The sequence below is a fragment of the Snuella sedimenti genome (genome assembly GCF_016428595.1).
Lineage (GTDB): Bacteria > Bacteroidota > Bacteroidia > Flavobacteriales > Flavobacteriaceae > Snuella > Snuella sedimenti.
Genome location: NZ_JAELVQ010000022.1, coordinates 1 through 16138, shown reverse-complemented (window position 1 = coordinate 16138; position 16138 = coordinate 1). Strand labels below are relative to the sequence as shown.

18 protein-coding genes are annotated in these 16138 nt (G+C 34.3%); 9 read left to right on the top strand and 9 right to left on the bottom strand.

The genetic code is table 11. From position 1 onward, the window contains the following. Window positions 1-2: 2 nt before the first annotated feature. The gene (locus JF259_RS14130) at window positions 3-689 is read right to left on the bottom strand and encodes a hypothetical protein (protein ID WP_199116156.1); all 687 of its coding nucleotides are present in this window, start codon (window positions 687-689) and stop codon (window positions 3-5) included. 391 nt (window positions 690-1080) lie between these two features. Between JF259_RS14130 and JF259_RS17715 the strand changes: the two genes are divergently transcribed. Further along, window positions 1081-1215 (top strand): hypothetical protein, encoded by a 135-nt coding sequence (locus JF259_RS17715; protein ID WP_262894916.1) that lies wholly within the window; start codon window positions 1081-1083, stop codon window positions 1213-1215. A gap of 67 nt (window positions 1216-1282) precedes the next feature. Then, the gene (locus tag JF259_RS14125) at window positions 1283-1852 is read left to right on the top strand and encodes an ExbD/TolR family protein (protein ID WP_199116154.1); all 570 of its coding nucleotides are present in this window, start codon (window positions 1283-1285) and stop codon (window positions 1850-1852) included. Here the strand turns inward: JF259_RS14125 and JF259_RS14120 are convergent. Beyond that, window positions 1849-3825, bottom strand: coding sequence for an alpha-ketoacid dehydrogenase subunit alpha/beta (locus JF259_RS14120; protein WP_233164305.1), 1977 nt, complete (start codon window positions 3823-3825; stop codon window positions 1849-1851). The two genes, JF259_RS14125 and JF259_RS14120, sit on opposite strands and share 4 nt — an antisense overlap. Window positions 3826-3986: 161 nt before the next feature. Here JF259_RS14120 and JF259_RS14115 point away from each other — a divergent pair, with 161 nt between their 5' ends. The 5 genes from JF259_RS14115 to JF259_RS14095 all read left to right on the top strand — a co-directional run bounded on the left by JF259_RS14115 (window position 3987) and on the right by JF259_RS14095 (window position 8081). Then, entirely contained in the window at window positions 3987-4937 is a 951-nt protein-coding gene (locus JF259_RS14115; protein WP_199116231.1) for an isopenicillin N synthase family dioxygenase, read from the top strand. 4 nt (window positions 4938-4941) lie between these two features. Beyond that, entirely contained in the window at window positions 4942-5271 is a 330-nt protein-coding gene (locus tag JF259_RS14110) for a translation initiation factor (RefSeq protein ID WP_199116150.1), read from the top strand. 3 nt (window positions 5272-5274) lie between these two features. After that, window positions 5275-6216 carry a DUF1835 domain-containing protein gene (locus JF259_RS14105; protein WP_199116148.1) on the top strand — a complete coding sequence of 314 codons (942 nt, stop codon included), beginning with the start codon at window positions 5275-5277 and terminating at the stop codon, window positions 6214-6216. Further along, the gene (locus JF259_RS14100; RefSeq protein ID WP_199116147.1) at window positions 6206-7069 is read left to right on the top strand and encodes a nucleoside phosphorylase; all 864 of its coding nucleotides are present in this window, start codon (window positions 6206-6208) and stop codon (window positions 7067-7069) included. The genes JF259_RS14105 and JF259_RS14100 overlap by 11 nt, the downstream gene beginning before the upstream one ends. A 157-nt stretch (window positions 7070-7226) precedes the next feature. Next, window positions 7227-8081 carry a substrate-binding domain-containing protein gene (locus JF259_RS14095; RefSeq protein WP_199116145.1) on the top strand — a complete coding sequence of 285 codons (855 nt, stop codon included), beginning with the start codon at window positions 7227-7229 and terminating at the stop codon, window positions 8079-8081. A 227-nt stretch (window positions 8082-8308) separates the two neighbouring features. Here JF259_RS14095 and JF259_RS14090 read toward each other — a convergent pair whose 3' ends face one another. The 5 genes from JF259_RS14090 to JF259_RS14070 form a co-directional block, all read right to left on the bottom strand. Next, window positions 8309-8881 carry a YceI family protein gene (locus tag JF259_RS14090; protein WP_199116143.1) on the bottom strand — a complete coding sequence of 191 codons (573 nt, stop codon included), beginning with the start codon at window positions 8879-8881 and terminating at the stop codon, window positions 8309-8311. A gap of 467 nt (window positions 8882-9348) precedes the next feature. Continuing rightward, on the bottom strand, window positions 9349-9933 hold the full coding sequence (locus JF259_RS14085) for a Crp/Fnr family transcriptional regulator (protein ID WP_199116141.1): 585 nt from the start codon (window positions 9931-9933) through the stop codon (window positions 9349-9351). Next, window positions 9930-10508 (bottom strand): hypothetical protein, encoded by a 579-nt coding sequence (locus tag JF259_RS14080; protein WP_199116139.1) that lies wholly within the window; start codon window positions 10506-10508, stop codon window positions 9930-9932. The genes JF259_RS14085 and JF259_RS14080 overlap by 4 nt, the downstream gene beginning before the upstream one ends. Window positions 10509-10610: 102 nt before the next feature. Next, entirely contained in the window at window positions 10611-10784 is a 174-nt protein-coding gene (locus tag JF259_RS14075; protein ID WP_199116137.1) for a hypothetical protein, read from the bottom strand. A 90-nt stretch (window positions 10785-10874) separates the two neighbouring features. Continuing rightward, window positions 10875-11516, bottom strand: coding sequence for a peroxiredoxin (locus tag JF259_RS14070; protein WP_199116135.1), 642 nt, complete (start codon window positions 11514-11516; stop codon window positions 10875-10877). A 194-nt stretch (window positions 11517-11710) separates the two neighbouring features. Between JF259_RS14070 and fumC the strand changes: the two genes are divergently transcribed. After that, window positions 11711-13108 carry a class II fumarate hydratase gene (gene fumC, locus JF259_RS14065; protein ID WP_199116133.1) on the top strand — a complete coding sequence of 466 codons (1398 nt, stop codon included), beginning with the start codon at window positions 11711-11713 and terminating at the stop codon, window positions 13106-13108. A gap of 227 nt (window positions 13109-13335) precedes the next feature. Here the strand turns inward: fumC and JF259_RS14060 are convergent, their stop codons facing one another. Then, window positions 13336-14220, bottom strand: a complete 885-nt coding sequence (locus JF259_RS14060) for a chromosome partitioning protein ParA (RefSeq protein WP_199116131.1) — start codon at window positions 14218-14220, stop codon at window positions 13336-13338. Between the two features lie 119 nt (window positions 14221-14339). Between JF259_RS14060 and JF259_RS14055 the strand changes: the two genes are divergently transcribed. Continuing rightward, on the top strand, window positions 14340-15359 hold the full coding sequence (locus tag JF259_RS14055) for a formimidoylglutamase (protein ID WP_199116129.1): 1020 nt from the start codon (window positions 14340-14342) through the stop codon (window positions 15357-15359). Between the two features lie 170 nt (window positions 15360-15529). Here the strand turns inward: JF259_RS14055 and JF259_RS14050 are convergent, their stop codons facing one another. After that, window positions 15530-16066 carry a hypothetical protein gene (locus JF259_RS14050; protein WP_199116127.1) on the bottom strand — a complete coding sequence of 179 codons (537 nt, stop codon included), beginning with the start codon at window positions 16064-16066 and terminating at the stop codon, window positions 15530-15532. Between the last annotated feature and the right edge of the window lie 72 nt (window positions 16067-16138).

Genomic DNA, 16138 nt, shown 5'->3' with positions numbered 1-16138 from the left:
AACTACTCCTTTACAATAATTATAGTCGCTTTAACACCAGTAGCCAAGTTCCATCGGTTTGAGGAAACAACGTAGCCAGTATCGTCAACCACTCTAAATTCAGCAGTATTGGGGCCAGATTCTCCTTGGTTTAAAGCGAGGAAGTCAATTTTATTAAAACCAGGTTGTAAATCAAGTTTAAAGCCTTTAAACCCACCGGACAGAAAAACACGCGCATGAATAACATCATCGTTCACTAACACCTGTATAATATCACCGTCTACATAACCGTGGTCTCGATAAACTACTTTTACATATTTTGCGTTACTTTTAAAATCACCAAAATATTGGTCTGTTTTGCTACCATTCAATTGTTCTACCTCTTCCGGGGACAACTTTACGTTTGCCAGGTTTTTATTTACTTGTTTTACATATAGCTCTCCTGGATTACCAAATTTCTCTCCAAACATGGAAAACTCCTTGTTGGGCACTTCTAGGTTTGTAGATAATCTAGGTGTATTCAGCCCGTTAGCTTGACTTTTATTATCTAATGGAGTTATTGGTCTTAGTGCTGTAATATTGGCAGAATCTTTCTTGCTTTTTACTGCAGGAATACTTATTGATTTTTTTTGATTATCAATTTGTGAAAAAGCTGACAATGAAAAAATCAAGAAACAAATAAATAGAAAATAAAATTTTGTCAGTTTCATTTCATTTTAATTGTGTTCACGTTGTACTATACTCATTCTAACTGAGGGGTAATTAAAATACAAATATAGTTTTATCTAACTCAATTGGTCTATTACAAAAACTATTCCTAACATTCAATCTAGTCAAAAATTCAGTTGAATTACTCCCTCCGCTCCTTAAAAATAGTTAAAATATGTTAATTTATTACTATGCAATGCATAGTACTGTAACAAAATGACTCCCTCGTCGTCAATTAGATATAACAAATTAAATATTAAAGTCATGAGAACATTAGACAACAATCAAATTACAAGCACTTTAAGTAACACTAAGAGTTACAATTGGAACAACAAACGACGCTATAGATAATATAGCGTCTTCTCTAATTAAGGAATATAAATTACCCAAGAGATGAAAACAATTAACAGAATATACAAGCATTTAGATAATATTACACAAGGAAACGATTTATTTAACAGACGTACCATATCTTTTAAGTCTATGAGTGATGTTGTTTGGAAAGGCAGTAAGCGGTATGCGCATTGATTTATAAAAGAGACATGGTATTGTTTTTGTGATAGATAGACTACATTAACGTATAAACACATCACAAATGAAGCGTACAAAATTAATGCCCGAAGTAAATACAGGCTCAATGGCCGATATTGCATTTTTATTACTTATTTTCTTTCTGGTAACTGCTACCATTTCTAAAGATGCAGGTATTAACAGAAAACTGCCAAAGGAGTGTCCGCCTGGTACAGTTTGCGAAACGCCAATAAAGGAACGTGATATTTTACGTATCCTAATTAATGACAACGATGATATTATGGTCGAAGATAAGCTGGTTAACATTTCGGAATTAAAAGAAATCACAAAAATATTCGTAGATAATAATGGTGATGGAAGTTGTGAATACTGTAATGGGGAAAGATATCCAGAAAACTCATCTAATCCTAGAAAGGCAGTGATTTCTTTACAAAGTAGCAGGCAGAGCACTTATCAAAAATTTATTGCTGTACAAGACGAATTAACAAAAGCTTATTTAGAACTCAGAAATACATTCTGTAAAGATGTACTTAAAAAATCTCCTGATAAACTATCAAAATTGGAATTAGAAAAAGTTAAAGCTGCTTACCCCTTTATTTTATCTGAAGCTGAAATAAATAACCCACATAATTAGTATGCAATAAGAGCCAATAAAGCTGCTTCAAATCTATCTTTAGCCAAGTATTGAGCTTCTAATTGTTTTGCAAATGGAATGGGAGTTTCCATACTTGCTACACGTTTAACAGGGGCATCTAAATGCTCAAAACAATGTTCCACAATCAAAGCCGAAATATCACTTGCTATACCCCCAAAAAGAGAATCCTCTTGTAAAATAATGGCTTTCCCCGTCTTTTTTACGGAATCATAGATGGTTTGTGTATCTAATGGCTGTAGCGTTCTCAAATCGATAAGGTCGGCTTGAATGGATGTGTTTTTTTCTAAAACTTCCATAGCCCAATGCACTCCCGCACCATAACTTATAATTGTCACTTCTGCTCCTGTTTTTATAAGCGATGCTTTACCAAAGGGCAATGTGTAATAATCGCTAGGTACTTCTTGTCGAATACTTCTGTACAATCCTTTATGCTCAAAGAAAAGTACTGGATTGGGGTCGTTAATAGCTGTAGCGAGTAACCCTTTAGCATCGTAAGGGAATGCCGGATAGACCACTTTTAGGCCAGGGGTTTTGGTAAACCAAGCTTCATTAGTTTGCGAATGAAACGGCCCTGCCGCTACACCGCCTCCACAAGGCATCCTTAAAACAACATCAGCAGATTGCCCCCACCTGTAGTGTGATTTTGCCAAATAATTGACTACTGGGTTAAAACCAGAACTTACAAAATCGGCAAATTGCATTTCTACAACACTTTTTATCCCTGCTATTGCCAATCCCATACCTACTTCTACTATGGCTGATTCGCATATTGGAGTGTTGCGTATACGCTCTTTTCCAAATTGCTCAACAAAACCCTCCGTTATCTTGAACACACCACCATATTCGGCAATATCTTGCCCCATAATTACTAAGGCGGCATGACGCTCCATACTCTGCTTTAAACCTTCAGAAATAGCATCTATAAAACGAATGTTTTTAGATTCTTTTAAAGATGTAATTGATTCATATTCAAAATGTTTATAAACATCATTTAACTCTATGATTTCATCAGGTGTGATATCTTCTTCTTCAAAGGCTAGTGTTAAATGTGTATTAATTTCGTTTGTAATATTTTGTTTGATCCCGCTTTCCTCTTCATCGGTTAAAAAACCCCTTTCCTTTAAAAATAACTCGAAATTAACAACAGGATCTTTCTTTGCCCATAAGTCCATTAAATCCTTTGGTACGTATTTAGTGCCGCTTGCTTCCTCATGTCCTCGCATTCTAAATGTTTTAAATTCGAACAATACAGGTCTTGGGTCTTTCCTTATGCTTTCGGCTAATTCTTTAACCTTGCTATATACTTCCATTATGTTATTGCCGTCAACAATATATGATTCCATTCCATATCCCAATCCGCGATCAGCTATGTTCTTACAATTATATTGTTCGTTTGTTGGTGTTGAAAGCCCATACCCATTATTCTCGACACAAAAAAGAACAGGCAATCGCCATACGGAAGCAACATTAAGTGCTTCATGAAAATCACCTTCACTTGTGCCGCCTTCACCCGTGAAAACAGCTGTGACTTTTTGTTCCGTTTTTAACTTCGATGCCAATGCAATACCATCTGCAACTCCTAATTGAGGACCTAAATGCGAAATCATACCTATAATATTATAATCTTGCGTTCCAAAATGAAAGGAGCGATCTCTACCTTTAGTAAAACCCGATGCCTTTCCTTGCCATTGGGCAAACAGTTTATGTAGTGGGATCTCCCTGCTGGTAAAAACGCCTAAATTGCGATGCATCGGTAAGATATACTCTTCTTTGTTTAAAGCCATTGTTACACCAATGGCAATGGCCTCTTGCCCAATACCGGAAAACCACTTGCTTATTTTTCCCTGACGCAATAGAATTAGCATTTTTTCTTCTATTAGCCTAGACTTGATCATGTTCCTATAGAGCTTAAGCAAAGTCGCAGGTTCTATATTTTTAATATCATATTGCATGTGAATTGAAGAGGATATCTGACTCATAAACTTTAATGTTTGTCTCAACCAAATATACCATAAAAAGCTTATAAGCCTATAAAATTTACCCAAAATAGACACACTTAAACTATGCAATGTTTCGTACCTTTGTAATACAACTATTTCATAAAATTATCCCGATGCATACCATACCAAGTGTTGATTTAAATGATTTTATTTCTAATGATGCAACTAGAAAGCAAAACTTTGTAGACGCTATAGGAAACGCTTACGAAACCATAGGTTTTGTTGCCTTAAAAGGCCATTTTTTAGACCAAGATTTAGTTAATAACCTATATAAAGAAGTTAAACAGTTTTTTGATCTCCCCTTAGAAATAAAACAGAAGTATGAAATACCGGGTATAGGAGGACAACGTGGTTATGTTTCTTTTGGAAAAGAAAGTGCTAAAGGAAAGAAAGAAGGTGATTTAAAAGAATTTTGGCACTTTGGGCAATATGTTGAAGATGATCTCGTACTTGCTACCGAATATCCCGATAATGTAATTGTTAAAGAACTTCCTAATTTTAATAGTACGGGAAAACAAGCCTATAAAATGCTTGAAAAAACGGCTAAGTTCGTTTTACGTGCTTTGGCACTGCATTTAGGCTTGGAAGAAACTTATTTTGATGCCTATATACACAACGGTAATTCCATATTACGGCCCATCCACTACCCGCCTATTACAAAGGAACCAGAAGGTGCTGTAAGGGCTGCAGCCCATGGCGATATTAATTTAATAACCTTGTTAATGGGAGCGCAAGGGAAAGGTCTACAAGTTCAAAATCATCAAGGCGAATGGATAGATGCCATTGCTGAGTCCGATGAACTCATGATTAATGTTGGTGATATGCTTTCAAGACATACAAATAATAAATTAAAATCAACTGTTCACCGTGTTGTAAACCCTCCAAAAGAATTATGGGGTATGTCACGCTATTCCATTCCATTCTTTATGCATCCCATTAGCGGTATGAAATTAGATGTTTTAAGGGTATGCATTGATAAAGATAACCCGAAACAGTTTGAAGACATTACCGCTGGAGAATTTTTAAATGAACGCCTTGTGGAGTTAGGACTCGTAAAAAAATAATATTATGGATTTACAAGATCAACTTAAGCATTTATTTCCGGATCATGTATCTAATGAACCGGAAAAAGAACAGCAAGAAACCGATAATTTATGGATACAGGACGACCCCATAATCTGTAAATATGAAAAGCGAAAGGGAAAACCTATTACCATACTAGAAGGTTATACTGGAACGACTGGAGATTTTAAGGCTTTGGCTAAAGATATCAAAACACGGTTAAGTGTTGGAGGTAGCTTTAAGGATGATAAAATTATAATCCAAGGTGATTATCGTGACAAAATTATGCAAATATTAAAAGACAAAGGCTTTAAAGTTAAACGTGTTGGAGGTTAAATTATGGATACACATGCATTGCATATTACCAATGGGACAGTTTTAACCAATTACCTGAACGATTTAGGTATTGTTGGAGAAAAGCTTACTTGGGAAGAAATGTTATGTGAAGGCCCTACATTGGAATCGATATATTCTAAAGGCTTTTTATCCCTAAGATCTTCTTTTTTTAAGGACTTTTACGAGATCGATCTGGATTACAAAAAAATTATACGGGAAATAGATAAGCTAAATCATCCAGAAATGTTTACCGAAATTAACCTTTGGTTTGAATACGATTTGTTTTGCCATATAAATATGATCGCTGTTATAAATCTCCTAAACGAAAAAAAGATAGATCATCCCATATATTTGATATGCAGTGGTAGAATTGAAGGAAGCAAGAATTTAAAAGGCTTGTCCGAGCTTACTCCTAAACAATTAACAACTCATTATAAAGAACGCACAAAGCTTAAAAAAGAGGATATTGATCTGGCAAAAACGATTTGGAGAATTTATTGCGGCAAAGACCATAACCTGCTTAAACCTTATATTGTTAAAACATCATCTTTTAAATATTTAAGCAGCTGTTTAAAGGCCCACCTAAAACGGTTTCCAGATACTAAAAGTGGTTTGACTACTATAGAAGAGAATATATTAAAACTAGTACGTGACCATCCAATAAAATCTAAGCACCACTTATTAGGATATGCTATTAACTATCAAGGCTATTACGGTTTTGGAGATCTTCAGTTAGCTAGAATTATTGATAATTTAAGTTTTTTCTTTACAAAAACCAATGACCAGTTAAGTTTAAATAGAGCCGGACATGAAGCCTTGCTTGGACATCTTAATTTTTATGAGAACATAGCAGATAATATGATGTATGGTGGTGTAAGGAAAAGAGATTTTCAGTTTAGCAAACCACTTAATAAACTTGTAAAACAGCCCTACCATGCCAATTAAGGAGTCCGAGCTCATTTTAAATTCTGATGGAAGCATATACCACTTAAATTTAAAACCAGAGCATTTAGCTACAACTGTTTTACTTGTAGGGGATCAAAACCGTGTAGAAAAAATAACAAACCATTTTGATAAGATTGAGTGTACAATTCAAAAACGAGAGTTTAAAACGCAAACGGGCACTTACCGTGGCAAGCGAATTTCTGTGATTTCTACTGGAATTGGGGCGGACAATATAGATATTGTTTTAAACGAGCTTGACGCATTGGTAAATATTGATTTTGCTACTAGAACTGTTAAAAAGAATTTAACACGCTTAGATGTTATAAGAATTGGTACTTCTGGAGCTATTCAAAAAGAGATTCCTGTTAACTCTTTTCTTTTAAGCACTTATGGTTTAGATATAACAGGTATGTTACACGCATACAATATTATTCGGGAATGCGACACTGCATTAGGAAAGGCTTTTGTTCAATTTACCAACTGGAAAAACAATAAAGCTACCCCTCTATTTATAAAGGCAAATGACGCTTTAAAAGATAAATTTGACAGTTCTAATATTCATAAAGGAATAACGGTTACTTCAGGCGGTTTTTATGGGCCCCAGGGACGCGTATTACGCTTAGCTCTCCAAGACCCGGAATTGAACACTAAATTTGAGACTTTTACTTTGAACGGCCTTCGAATCACAAATTTAGAAATGGAAACATCTGCTATTTATGGATTGGCCAAATTATTAGGGCATCAAGCTATCTCCCTAAATGCAATTTTGGCAAATCGCACCAACGGTACGTTTAGTGAACAACCCGAAGCAGTAATTGAAAGCCTTATTTCATACACATTGGACAGACTATAAGTAAACAGATGAAACGAACATTAACAAATTTTAAAAATTTCTTCACAAAAAGTGATGTTTAAAATTTTTAATGTGAGAACGAGTGCAGCAAGAGCTTACATTCGTTTTTAATTTTATAATTAACATATAGTCAAAATAATTACTAAAATTTAAACGAATGAAACAGATTAATATCGGAGGCGTACCAGAACATTTTAATTTGGCCTGGCATTTAACATTAAATGATGGTCTCTATAAGAAAGAAGGTATTGATTTATGCTGGCATGATTTTCCTGGAGGCACAGGCGCTATGTGCAAAGCTTTAGAAGAAAACGAGATTGACATTGCTGTTATACTTACCGAAGGCATTATTAAAGCGATCATTGAGGGTAACCCTGCAAAAATTGTTCAAACTTATGTTAAAACGCCTCTTAACTGGGGTATTCATGTTTCAAACACATCACCATATAGAACAATTTCCGATTTAAAAGGCACCAAGGCCGCTATTAGTCGGAACGGTTCGGGATCACATTTAATGAGTTATATAAATGCTAAAAACTATAATTGGGATTTAAAAAAAGACCTTAAATTTAAGGTTATAAATGATCTGGACGGAGCCGTCACCGCACTTACCCAAGGGAACGCAGACTATTTTTTATGGGAAAAATTCATGACAAAACCTTTGGTCGATACGGGTATTTTTAGACGGATAGGGAATTGTCCATCACCTTGGCCTTGTTTTGTAATAGCTGCAAGCAATGATATTATTGAAAATAATGCGGCATATTTAAAGACCATACTAAAGGTCATTAATAGTGCTACAAGCAAATTTAAGGAGATTCTAAACATAGATAAAACCATAGCCAAGCATTATGGTCAGCAGTTGGAAGATGTGAGGGAGTGGTTAAACCTAACCGAATGGTCTCAAGAATTAATAGATGAAACCACCGTAAATAGAACACAGCAACAATTATTTGATTTAAACATTATTTCGGAAATAGTTCCGTATTCGACACTCGTTCATGAATTATAACAACCTTAGTCTTGGATAACAAATTTTCGTCAGTTAGAGTGTCAAATCTGTGATTTGGTGTATCGAAAACAAGAAAATTTATAGGTTCATAGACTACTTAACACTGAATTCTTCCAGAATTTTACTCGAAGATATATACTTGCTCTTAAACAAGACTCACGTAATGATAAAAAATAGCCTGTAGAAATTAAGTCCACAGGCTACTTCTTTATGTTATATTGCTACAGTTAAAACTGTAAATCTGATACCAAATCGAATTCGTCATAAATAGCTTTATCTTTTAAACTATCAAAAAAACTAGCAGATTTGTATTCAATACCATATTTTGTTCTGTCAACTTTTATCGAAGCAGTTGCTTTATTTCCGTAAATAGACATAGTAAATGTTACAGGGTGTGTTTTTCCTTTAATGGTTAAGTCGCCCGTTACATTGTAAGCATTCTTACCCGAAGCAATTACCTTAGTAAATACTAATTTTGATGTTGGGTGCTTTGCTACACTAAAGAAGTCATCCGATTTTAAATGGCCGTCTAATTTTCCTTTATACTCTCCTTCCATATCTGTAGTATTAATTGACGTCATATCAATAACGAATTCGCCACCAGTTAGGGCTTCGTTATCAAAAGTTAAAAACCCAGATTTTATAGCAATAGTGCCTTCGTGAGAACCGGTAACTTTGTAACCTTTCCATACCACTTTACTGTTTTCAATCTTAATTTCTTTTTTTTCTCCATCAGTGAAAGAGAAGGTAACAAAAGCAACAACTGTTGCCATAACTAATTTCTTAATTGTGTTTTTCATGTGTTTGTATTTATATTTTTCCTTGATAAAAATTATATTACAAATATCATGAACAATTCTTGAGAAGAAAATAAACTAGATTATAAAATAATGTTAAACTATATTAACATTGTCCATTGTACCTTTTGAATCAAAATAGTAATAATTCTTCAGTTAGAGTGATCTTGAGAAACGAAAAATCACATCGTGGATCTTCTAACTAGGGTCTGTTAACACTAAACGTAATGCATGGATTTTTTGATGATTTTTTCGGATTTCGAGGCTATTTTTGTAAAACATAGCGGGCTACGTTGTCAAAAATAGACGAAGAAATGCGGAAAAAGGGCGCAAAAGCCACTTTTGGGATTAGTGTTAACAGCCCCCCCTAGATGGAATTCTTATTCTCGATACAAACTGTACCCATTTTCAATCGTAAAATTTACTCGAATTGATGGAATTTCATCATAATACATAAGAGGTTAACATTATTAGTGCTTATAAATAAGCTGGTTTTTAATTTTACTTAAAAACTCTTTGGTAATACCCAGGTAAGACGCAACCATATATTGAGGAATACGCTGTTCTATTTGAGGATATTGTTCTCTAAAGTGAAGGTACTGCTCTTTAGCCGAAAGGCTAAAACTTCTAACTAATCGTTTTTGTGAAGTAACAAAAGCCCGCTCTATTATTTGTCTAAAAAAGCGTTCTAACTTTGGGATTTCTTTATATAGTGATTCTATTTCATTGTAAGGAAACAAAACAAGTTCGGTATTTTCCAAACATTGTATGTTAAAATCGGCAGGTGTTTGGGTAATGAAGCTTCCCATATCGGATGTCCACCAATCTTCTATCGAAAACATAACAATGTGCTCTTGTCCTTCTTCGTCTACATAAAAAGTTTTTGTACAGCCGGATAAAACAAAGCACTCGTATTGGCATACATCGCCTTGTTGCACAATATACTGCCCTTTAAGATACTTTCTTAAAACAACTTTAGAAGCCAATATACTTTCTTCTTGACTTGATAGGTCAATATGTTTTCTTATATATTCTAAAAGAGGCTGTATGCTCATTGGTTAATGGTATTGCGTGACTTGTTTTTTGTTTTGCTAACTAAAAAAGCAATGATCGTTGCCAATAACACAACAAAATAAATAGTTGAAGCAATGCTTTTTATAAGTGTAAACACATTTGTTAATTGCGCTGTTGTAAGTGCTATTTCTGGAGCAGCATTAAGCATTGTAATGATGCCTAAATTCTCAGCATAATCGGCTAAGCCAGCAACAATGGGAAGTAAGGTTAGATATAGCAATTTAGAATTTACCCTATTAATCTTTTTTAAAAAATATACCAATAGTAAAGAATAACAAATACCAAATAAAAAAGGATAAACCATGTCGATTGGAATTTGGTTCCATAAGTATAATCTTCTACCCTCATAACCTAAAGTTAAAAAGAGTGTGCTCACATATTCTTGCGAATAGCCTCCAGGCATCATATCCAATAATTTCATCCCGTTGGAGAATTGCATGACGCGAGGTATTGTTAGCAATAACATTATTGCATAAACAATATTTGTTACAACAAACAAAACCAACACGTTGCGTCCGTTTGCGTACTTATAAATATGTTGCTTGTTTAGTTGCACAATATTATATGTTAGTTTGATTTGCTAAATAAGCAGAAAAAATACAACAAAAAAAGGAAGCTATTTAGCTTCCTTCATTTATATTATAAACAGTAATTGTTCTTATGCTTCTCTCTTCGCCTTTTTTTCAGCTCTTATTTCTTTAATTCTTTCAATTAAAGAACCTCCAATCCAATAAGGAATTACAAATGTTAACAAAAAAATCATTAACCAAAAACCAATGGTAAGAATGGTTAAGAAAGCTAAAAATCCTAAGTACTGGTCAAATTCGAACATAATTGTAAGTGTCTTTTAAAAAATCTTGTGCAAAGATAATGCAAAGCATTTTGTTTTACAATACCATATTAAGATTTATTAACAGTTTTTCTAATTTAAATTGGGTTGTGGTGTCATACGTAAATAAGGCTTAACTTCTTTAAAACCCTTCGGGAAAAGTGCAGGAATTTCTTCATTTGTAACTGCTGGCACCACAACACAATCGTCTCCATTATTCCAATTAGCAGGCGTCGCCACTTTATGGTATGCTGTTAGTTGTAAGGAATCGATAACCCTTAATAATTCATCAAAGTTTCTACCAGTGGATGCTGGATAAGTAATTGTTAGCTTCACTTTTTTATCATCACCAATAACAAAAACCGATCTTACGGTTGCATTGCTATCTGCATTTGGGTGGATCATATCGTAAAGCTCTGATACCTTTTTGTCCTCATCAGCTATAATTGGAAAATTAACGGTTGTATTCTGTGTCTCGTTAATATCGTTAACCCAACCATGATGCGATTCTAAACCATCAACACTTAAAGCAACAACTTTTACATTGCGCTTATCGAACTCTGCTTTGTATTTTGCTACCGTTCCCAATTCGGTTGTACAAACCGGAGTGTAATCGGCTGGATGAGAAAACAACACCCCCCAGCCATCGCCTAGCCAATCGTGAAAGTTAATTTCTCCTTCTGTGGACATTGCTGTAAAGTTTGGGGCTTCATCTCCTAATCTAATTGCTGCCATGATTATTTAAGTTTTAAATATTTATACTTTGTTTTAACTATTATATCAGAGTATTCTGATTCTAACTAGTATCAAAGTTACTCCAATTTCGGGTCTTATACAAATGTTGAAATTTCTTTTAAAATCTCTATTTAATCCTCATAAAAAACACACAAAACAGTTAACTTTGTGACTTAAAATAAATCATAATTATCATGGATTTCAGAATAGAAAAAGATACTATGGGCGAGGTAAAAGTACCTGCCGATAAGCTTTGGGGAGCACAAACCGAGCGCTCAAGAAATAATTTTAAAATAGGCCCTGCAGCTTCAATGCCTTTAGAAATTGTTTATGGCTTTGCGTATTTAAAAAAAGCTGCCGCATATACCAATTGCGAGCTTGGCGTCCTTCCTATTGAAAAGCGTGATTTAATTGCTCAGGTGTGTGATGAAATTTTAGAAGGTAAACACGACGATCAATTTCCATTGGTTATTTGGCAAACTGGTTCGGGAACACAAAGCAATATGAATGTTAATGAAGTTATTGCTAACAGAGCCCACCAATTGGCTGGTAAAGTTATTGGAGAAGGCGAAAAAACCATCCAACCAAATGATGATGTAAACAAATCGCAATCGTCTAACGATACCTTCCCTACAGGTATGCATATTGCTGCTTATAAAAAGATTGTAGAGACTACCATTCCAGGTGTCAAACAATTACGAAACACATTAAAGAAAAAATCGGAAGCTTTTAATAAGGTTGTTAAGATTGGACGTACCCATTTAATGGATGCTACCCCCCTAACCTTGGGTCAAGAACTTTCTGGATATGTTGCTCAATTAGATCATGGTTTAAATGCCCTTGAGAATACTTTACCGCATTTAAGTGAGTTAGCGTTAGGCGGTACTGCAGTAGGTACAGGGCTAAATACCCCTAAAGGCTACAGTAAACGTGTAGCTGAATATATAGCGAAATTTACGGCACTCCCTTTTGTGACTGCTCCAAATAAGTTTGAAGCTTTGGCTGCCCATGATGCCTTGGTAGAAACACATGGTGCTTTAAAACAACTAGCGGTTTCATTAAATAAGATAGCCAACGATATCCGTTTAATGGCTTCTGGTCCTCGTAGCGGAATAGGTGAAATTATTATTCCAGCTAATGAACCAGGAAGTTCAATCATGCCAGGAAAAGTAAATCCAACGCAATGTGAGGCCTTAACCATGGTGTGCGCACAGGTTATGGGTAATGATGTTGCTGTAAGTGTTGGTGGTATGCAAGGGCATTACGAGCTAAATGTATTTAAACCGGTGATGGCTGCTAATGTTTTGCAATCTGCACAATTAATCGGTGATGCTTGTGTTAGTTTTGATGTAAATTGTGCTATAGGTATTGAGCCTAACCAAGAGGTGATAACGAAACTTTTAAATAATTCCTTAATGTTGGTAACGGCTTTAAATACTAAAATTGGTTATTATAAAGCAGCCGAAATTGCCAACACAGCGCACAAAAATGGTACGACCCTTAAGGAGGAAGCAATTAATTTAGGTTATGTTAGTGCCGAAGATTATGATGCTTGGGTAAAGCCCGAAGATATGGTGGGAAGCCTTAAATAGTAATAGTAAAACCCAAGATATAAAAAAAACAGGTAATAATTATTACCTGTTTTTTTAGTTGGTTGGTTAGCTATTAATCGTTGTAATTTCTTTTCATTTTTCAAAGAAACCTGTGCAATATACAATTTAACGATTTATTAACAATAAAAATATCTATTTTTTTGTCATAAAAAAATGCTGCAAGTAACCACTTGCAGCATTTCGTTATATATGCTTATATTTAAATATTACTTCAAGGTAAACTCGGATGTTGACACAAGGTCTTTTTCGTTAAAAATATTAACAACGTATCTTCCTTTTTCAAATTTACTGTTTCCTTTAGAGGCTACGAATTCGCAAATATTAAGGTTAGCGTTTTCGTAATTAAATTTGCTAATAATACTGTAATTCAGTGTTTTTTCGTCAAATTGTACTTGTTCATTTAATCCTAAAGTATTGTTTTTAGGGTCAATTACTTGCACATAAAGCTCTTGATCACCGGCTTGTACTAATGCATTTTTTGCAACTGTAAAACAAACTCTAATTTTATCGGTACGACTCGCTCTTTCTGTTGGAATTAATTTCCCTGAAGTCCTTTCTATGACACCAAAGCCCTTTAAGCCAACAGTCGATAAAACTGCTGCATTTTCAACGACTTCAGCCAACGCTGTGTTTTGTACCAATAAGGAATCTGTAAATAAAGTACGCTCTTCTAAACGTACTCTCGTGCTATCCAACGATGTTGCTAAGTATGAGTTAGCGACTTTCAAGGAATCATTTTGAGCCAATAAAACATCCATTTCTTTTTGCAGTGATGCATATTTTTGCTTGTATCGCCATAAGCTCTTAACATTGGTTTCCGATATTTTTAAAGAGTCTATTAAACCCTGTATCCTTGCTCTAGCTTCAATTAAATTCTGATTAGCAATGTCATTTTCGCTTATAGCTTCATCATACTGCTTGGCCATAGCGCTTAGGTCGTTCATAACCAATTGTTTTTGCTCTACCAGCTCTTTCTTTTCTTCTTTACTTTTATTGTAAAGGCTCATGGTGTAAAATCCTGTCCCTAAAAACAAAACCAACGCAATCCCTAAGGCTACTTTTAATCCGATATTACTCTTGTTGTTTTCCATAATTACTTGTTTTTAATGTACTTAAAAAATTAATTTTCTTATAAACTTTAATACTTTGCTTTTTATAATGCTTAAAATAAATAATGATGTATTTTTAATCTAAAATTATTTACTTACCAATGGATAAACTTGTATTATTTAACAATATTACACGAAATAAATTATTAAACAAACGTTCTGGTGAATCCAAATTTGGTGAACATGTTCAAGTGCTTACCAGCATTTCAAATATATACGAACAACTTATAAATTTGGATGTTACCTATGTTATAATTGGTGTGCCGGAGGATATTGGTGTTTATGCCAACCAAGGAAAAACAGGTGCTCGAAGTGCTTGGAACGCCACTTTAAATGTACTTTTAAATATACAAAGTAATGCTTTAACCAAGGCAAAAAAAGCACTCATCTTAGGGCATTTGGATTTTTCAAATGAACTAATGGAACTTTCAAGTTTGGACCAATCCAAGAAAAAAAGTTTAATGAAAGCCCGAAAATTGGTTGAAATAATTGACACGCATGTTACCTATTGCATTCACCAAATTGTTTCGGCAGGAAAAGTTCCTATTGTTGTTGGAGGTGGGCATAATAATGCCTACGGAAATATAAAGGGGACGAGTCTAGCTCTCAACAAACCCATTAACGCGATTAACCTTGATGCACATTCCGATTTTAGAGCGGAAGAAGGCAGGCACAGTGGCAATGGTTTTTCATATGCTTTCGCCGAAGGCTTTTTAAAAAATTATTTTGTGTTTGGCTTACATGAAAATTATACTTCCGATATACTTTTTAAGACCATCGATAAATTAAAGGCGATCGATTATAATACGTTTGAAGCCTTAAAAATACGACATGATGTTCATTATAAAGATGCTTTAAAACGTGCTTTAGTACATATTGAAGAAGAACCATTTGGCATTGAAATAGACTGCGATGCCATTGAGAACATTCCTAGTAGTGCTATGACACCAAGTGGATTTACGGTTAACCAGGCCAGAGCGTTTGTTTCATATTTTGCAACACATACCAATGCCAGTTACTTGCACATCTGTGAGGCAGCTCCAACCAAAAAGACAGCTACTATGGTAGGTAAACTAATTACTTACCTTATTAGCGATTTTATTAGGGCGCACAATCGTTAAGCTGCTTACACAATATGTTTTTATGGTGTGGTTTTTAAGTAATGATTTATTTTATCGCAATACGCAAGATTTCTAAAGCAAAGGATGCTTAATGTTTCAATTAATAACTCATGTAAATCAATTTGTTATGAAGATAACTCTTGATTACATGGGCAATGTTTCAATGTTTCTTACACTAAAACATTTTCGAAATCAGAATCTGCACAAAAGATTGCTGAAATTCGAGATTGATTTACAATTTTAACCATATCTTCAACAGACATTCCTTCCTCAATGCTAAAGATATTTACATCAGTATTTCTTTCCCTAGTTACATTATCAAGCAAATCTCCATGTTTTACGGTTACTGAAGTATTCTTTGGGAATCTAACCATCGTAAGTAAATCTTCTATATCAGTCTCAGAAAACTTAATTTGGTTATTATTATTCAGAATTTGTACCTCGATAGTCCCTTTCCAATTTTTACAAATTAACAAAGAAATCAAGGTGGATAAATCATTGTCTTTTATATTAAATGATTCTTTCCAATCTATAGGAATATTAGTAATCCATAAATTAATGCTTTTTTCTATAGCTAAACTGGCAGTTGAAAATGGAATATAGATAATGAGACCAAAATTGTTTTTTTTTGCATCACATAAGAGGTTATTATAATAATTTAATCGACTTAGGCGTTTTGTAAATATTAATAATATGAGTAAATTCAAGGGATAAATACATAAACTTATGGAGCAAAGATTCAAAAGCCTATCCTTATTCGAATTTCAAGAGCGTTTTTC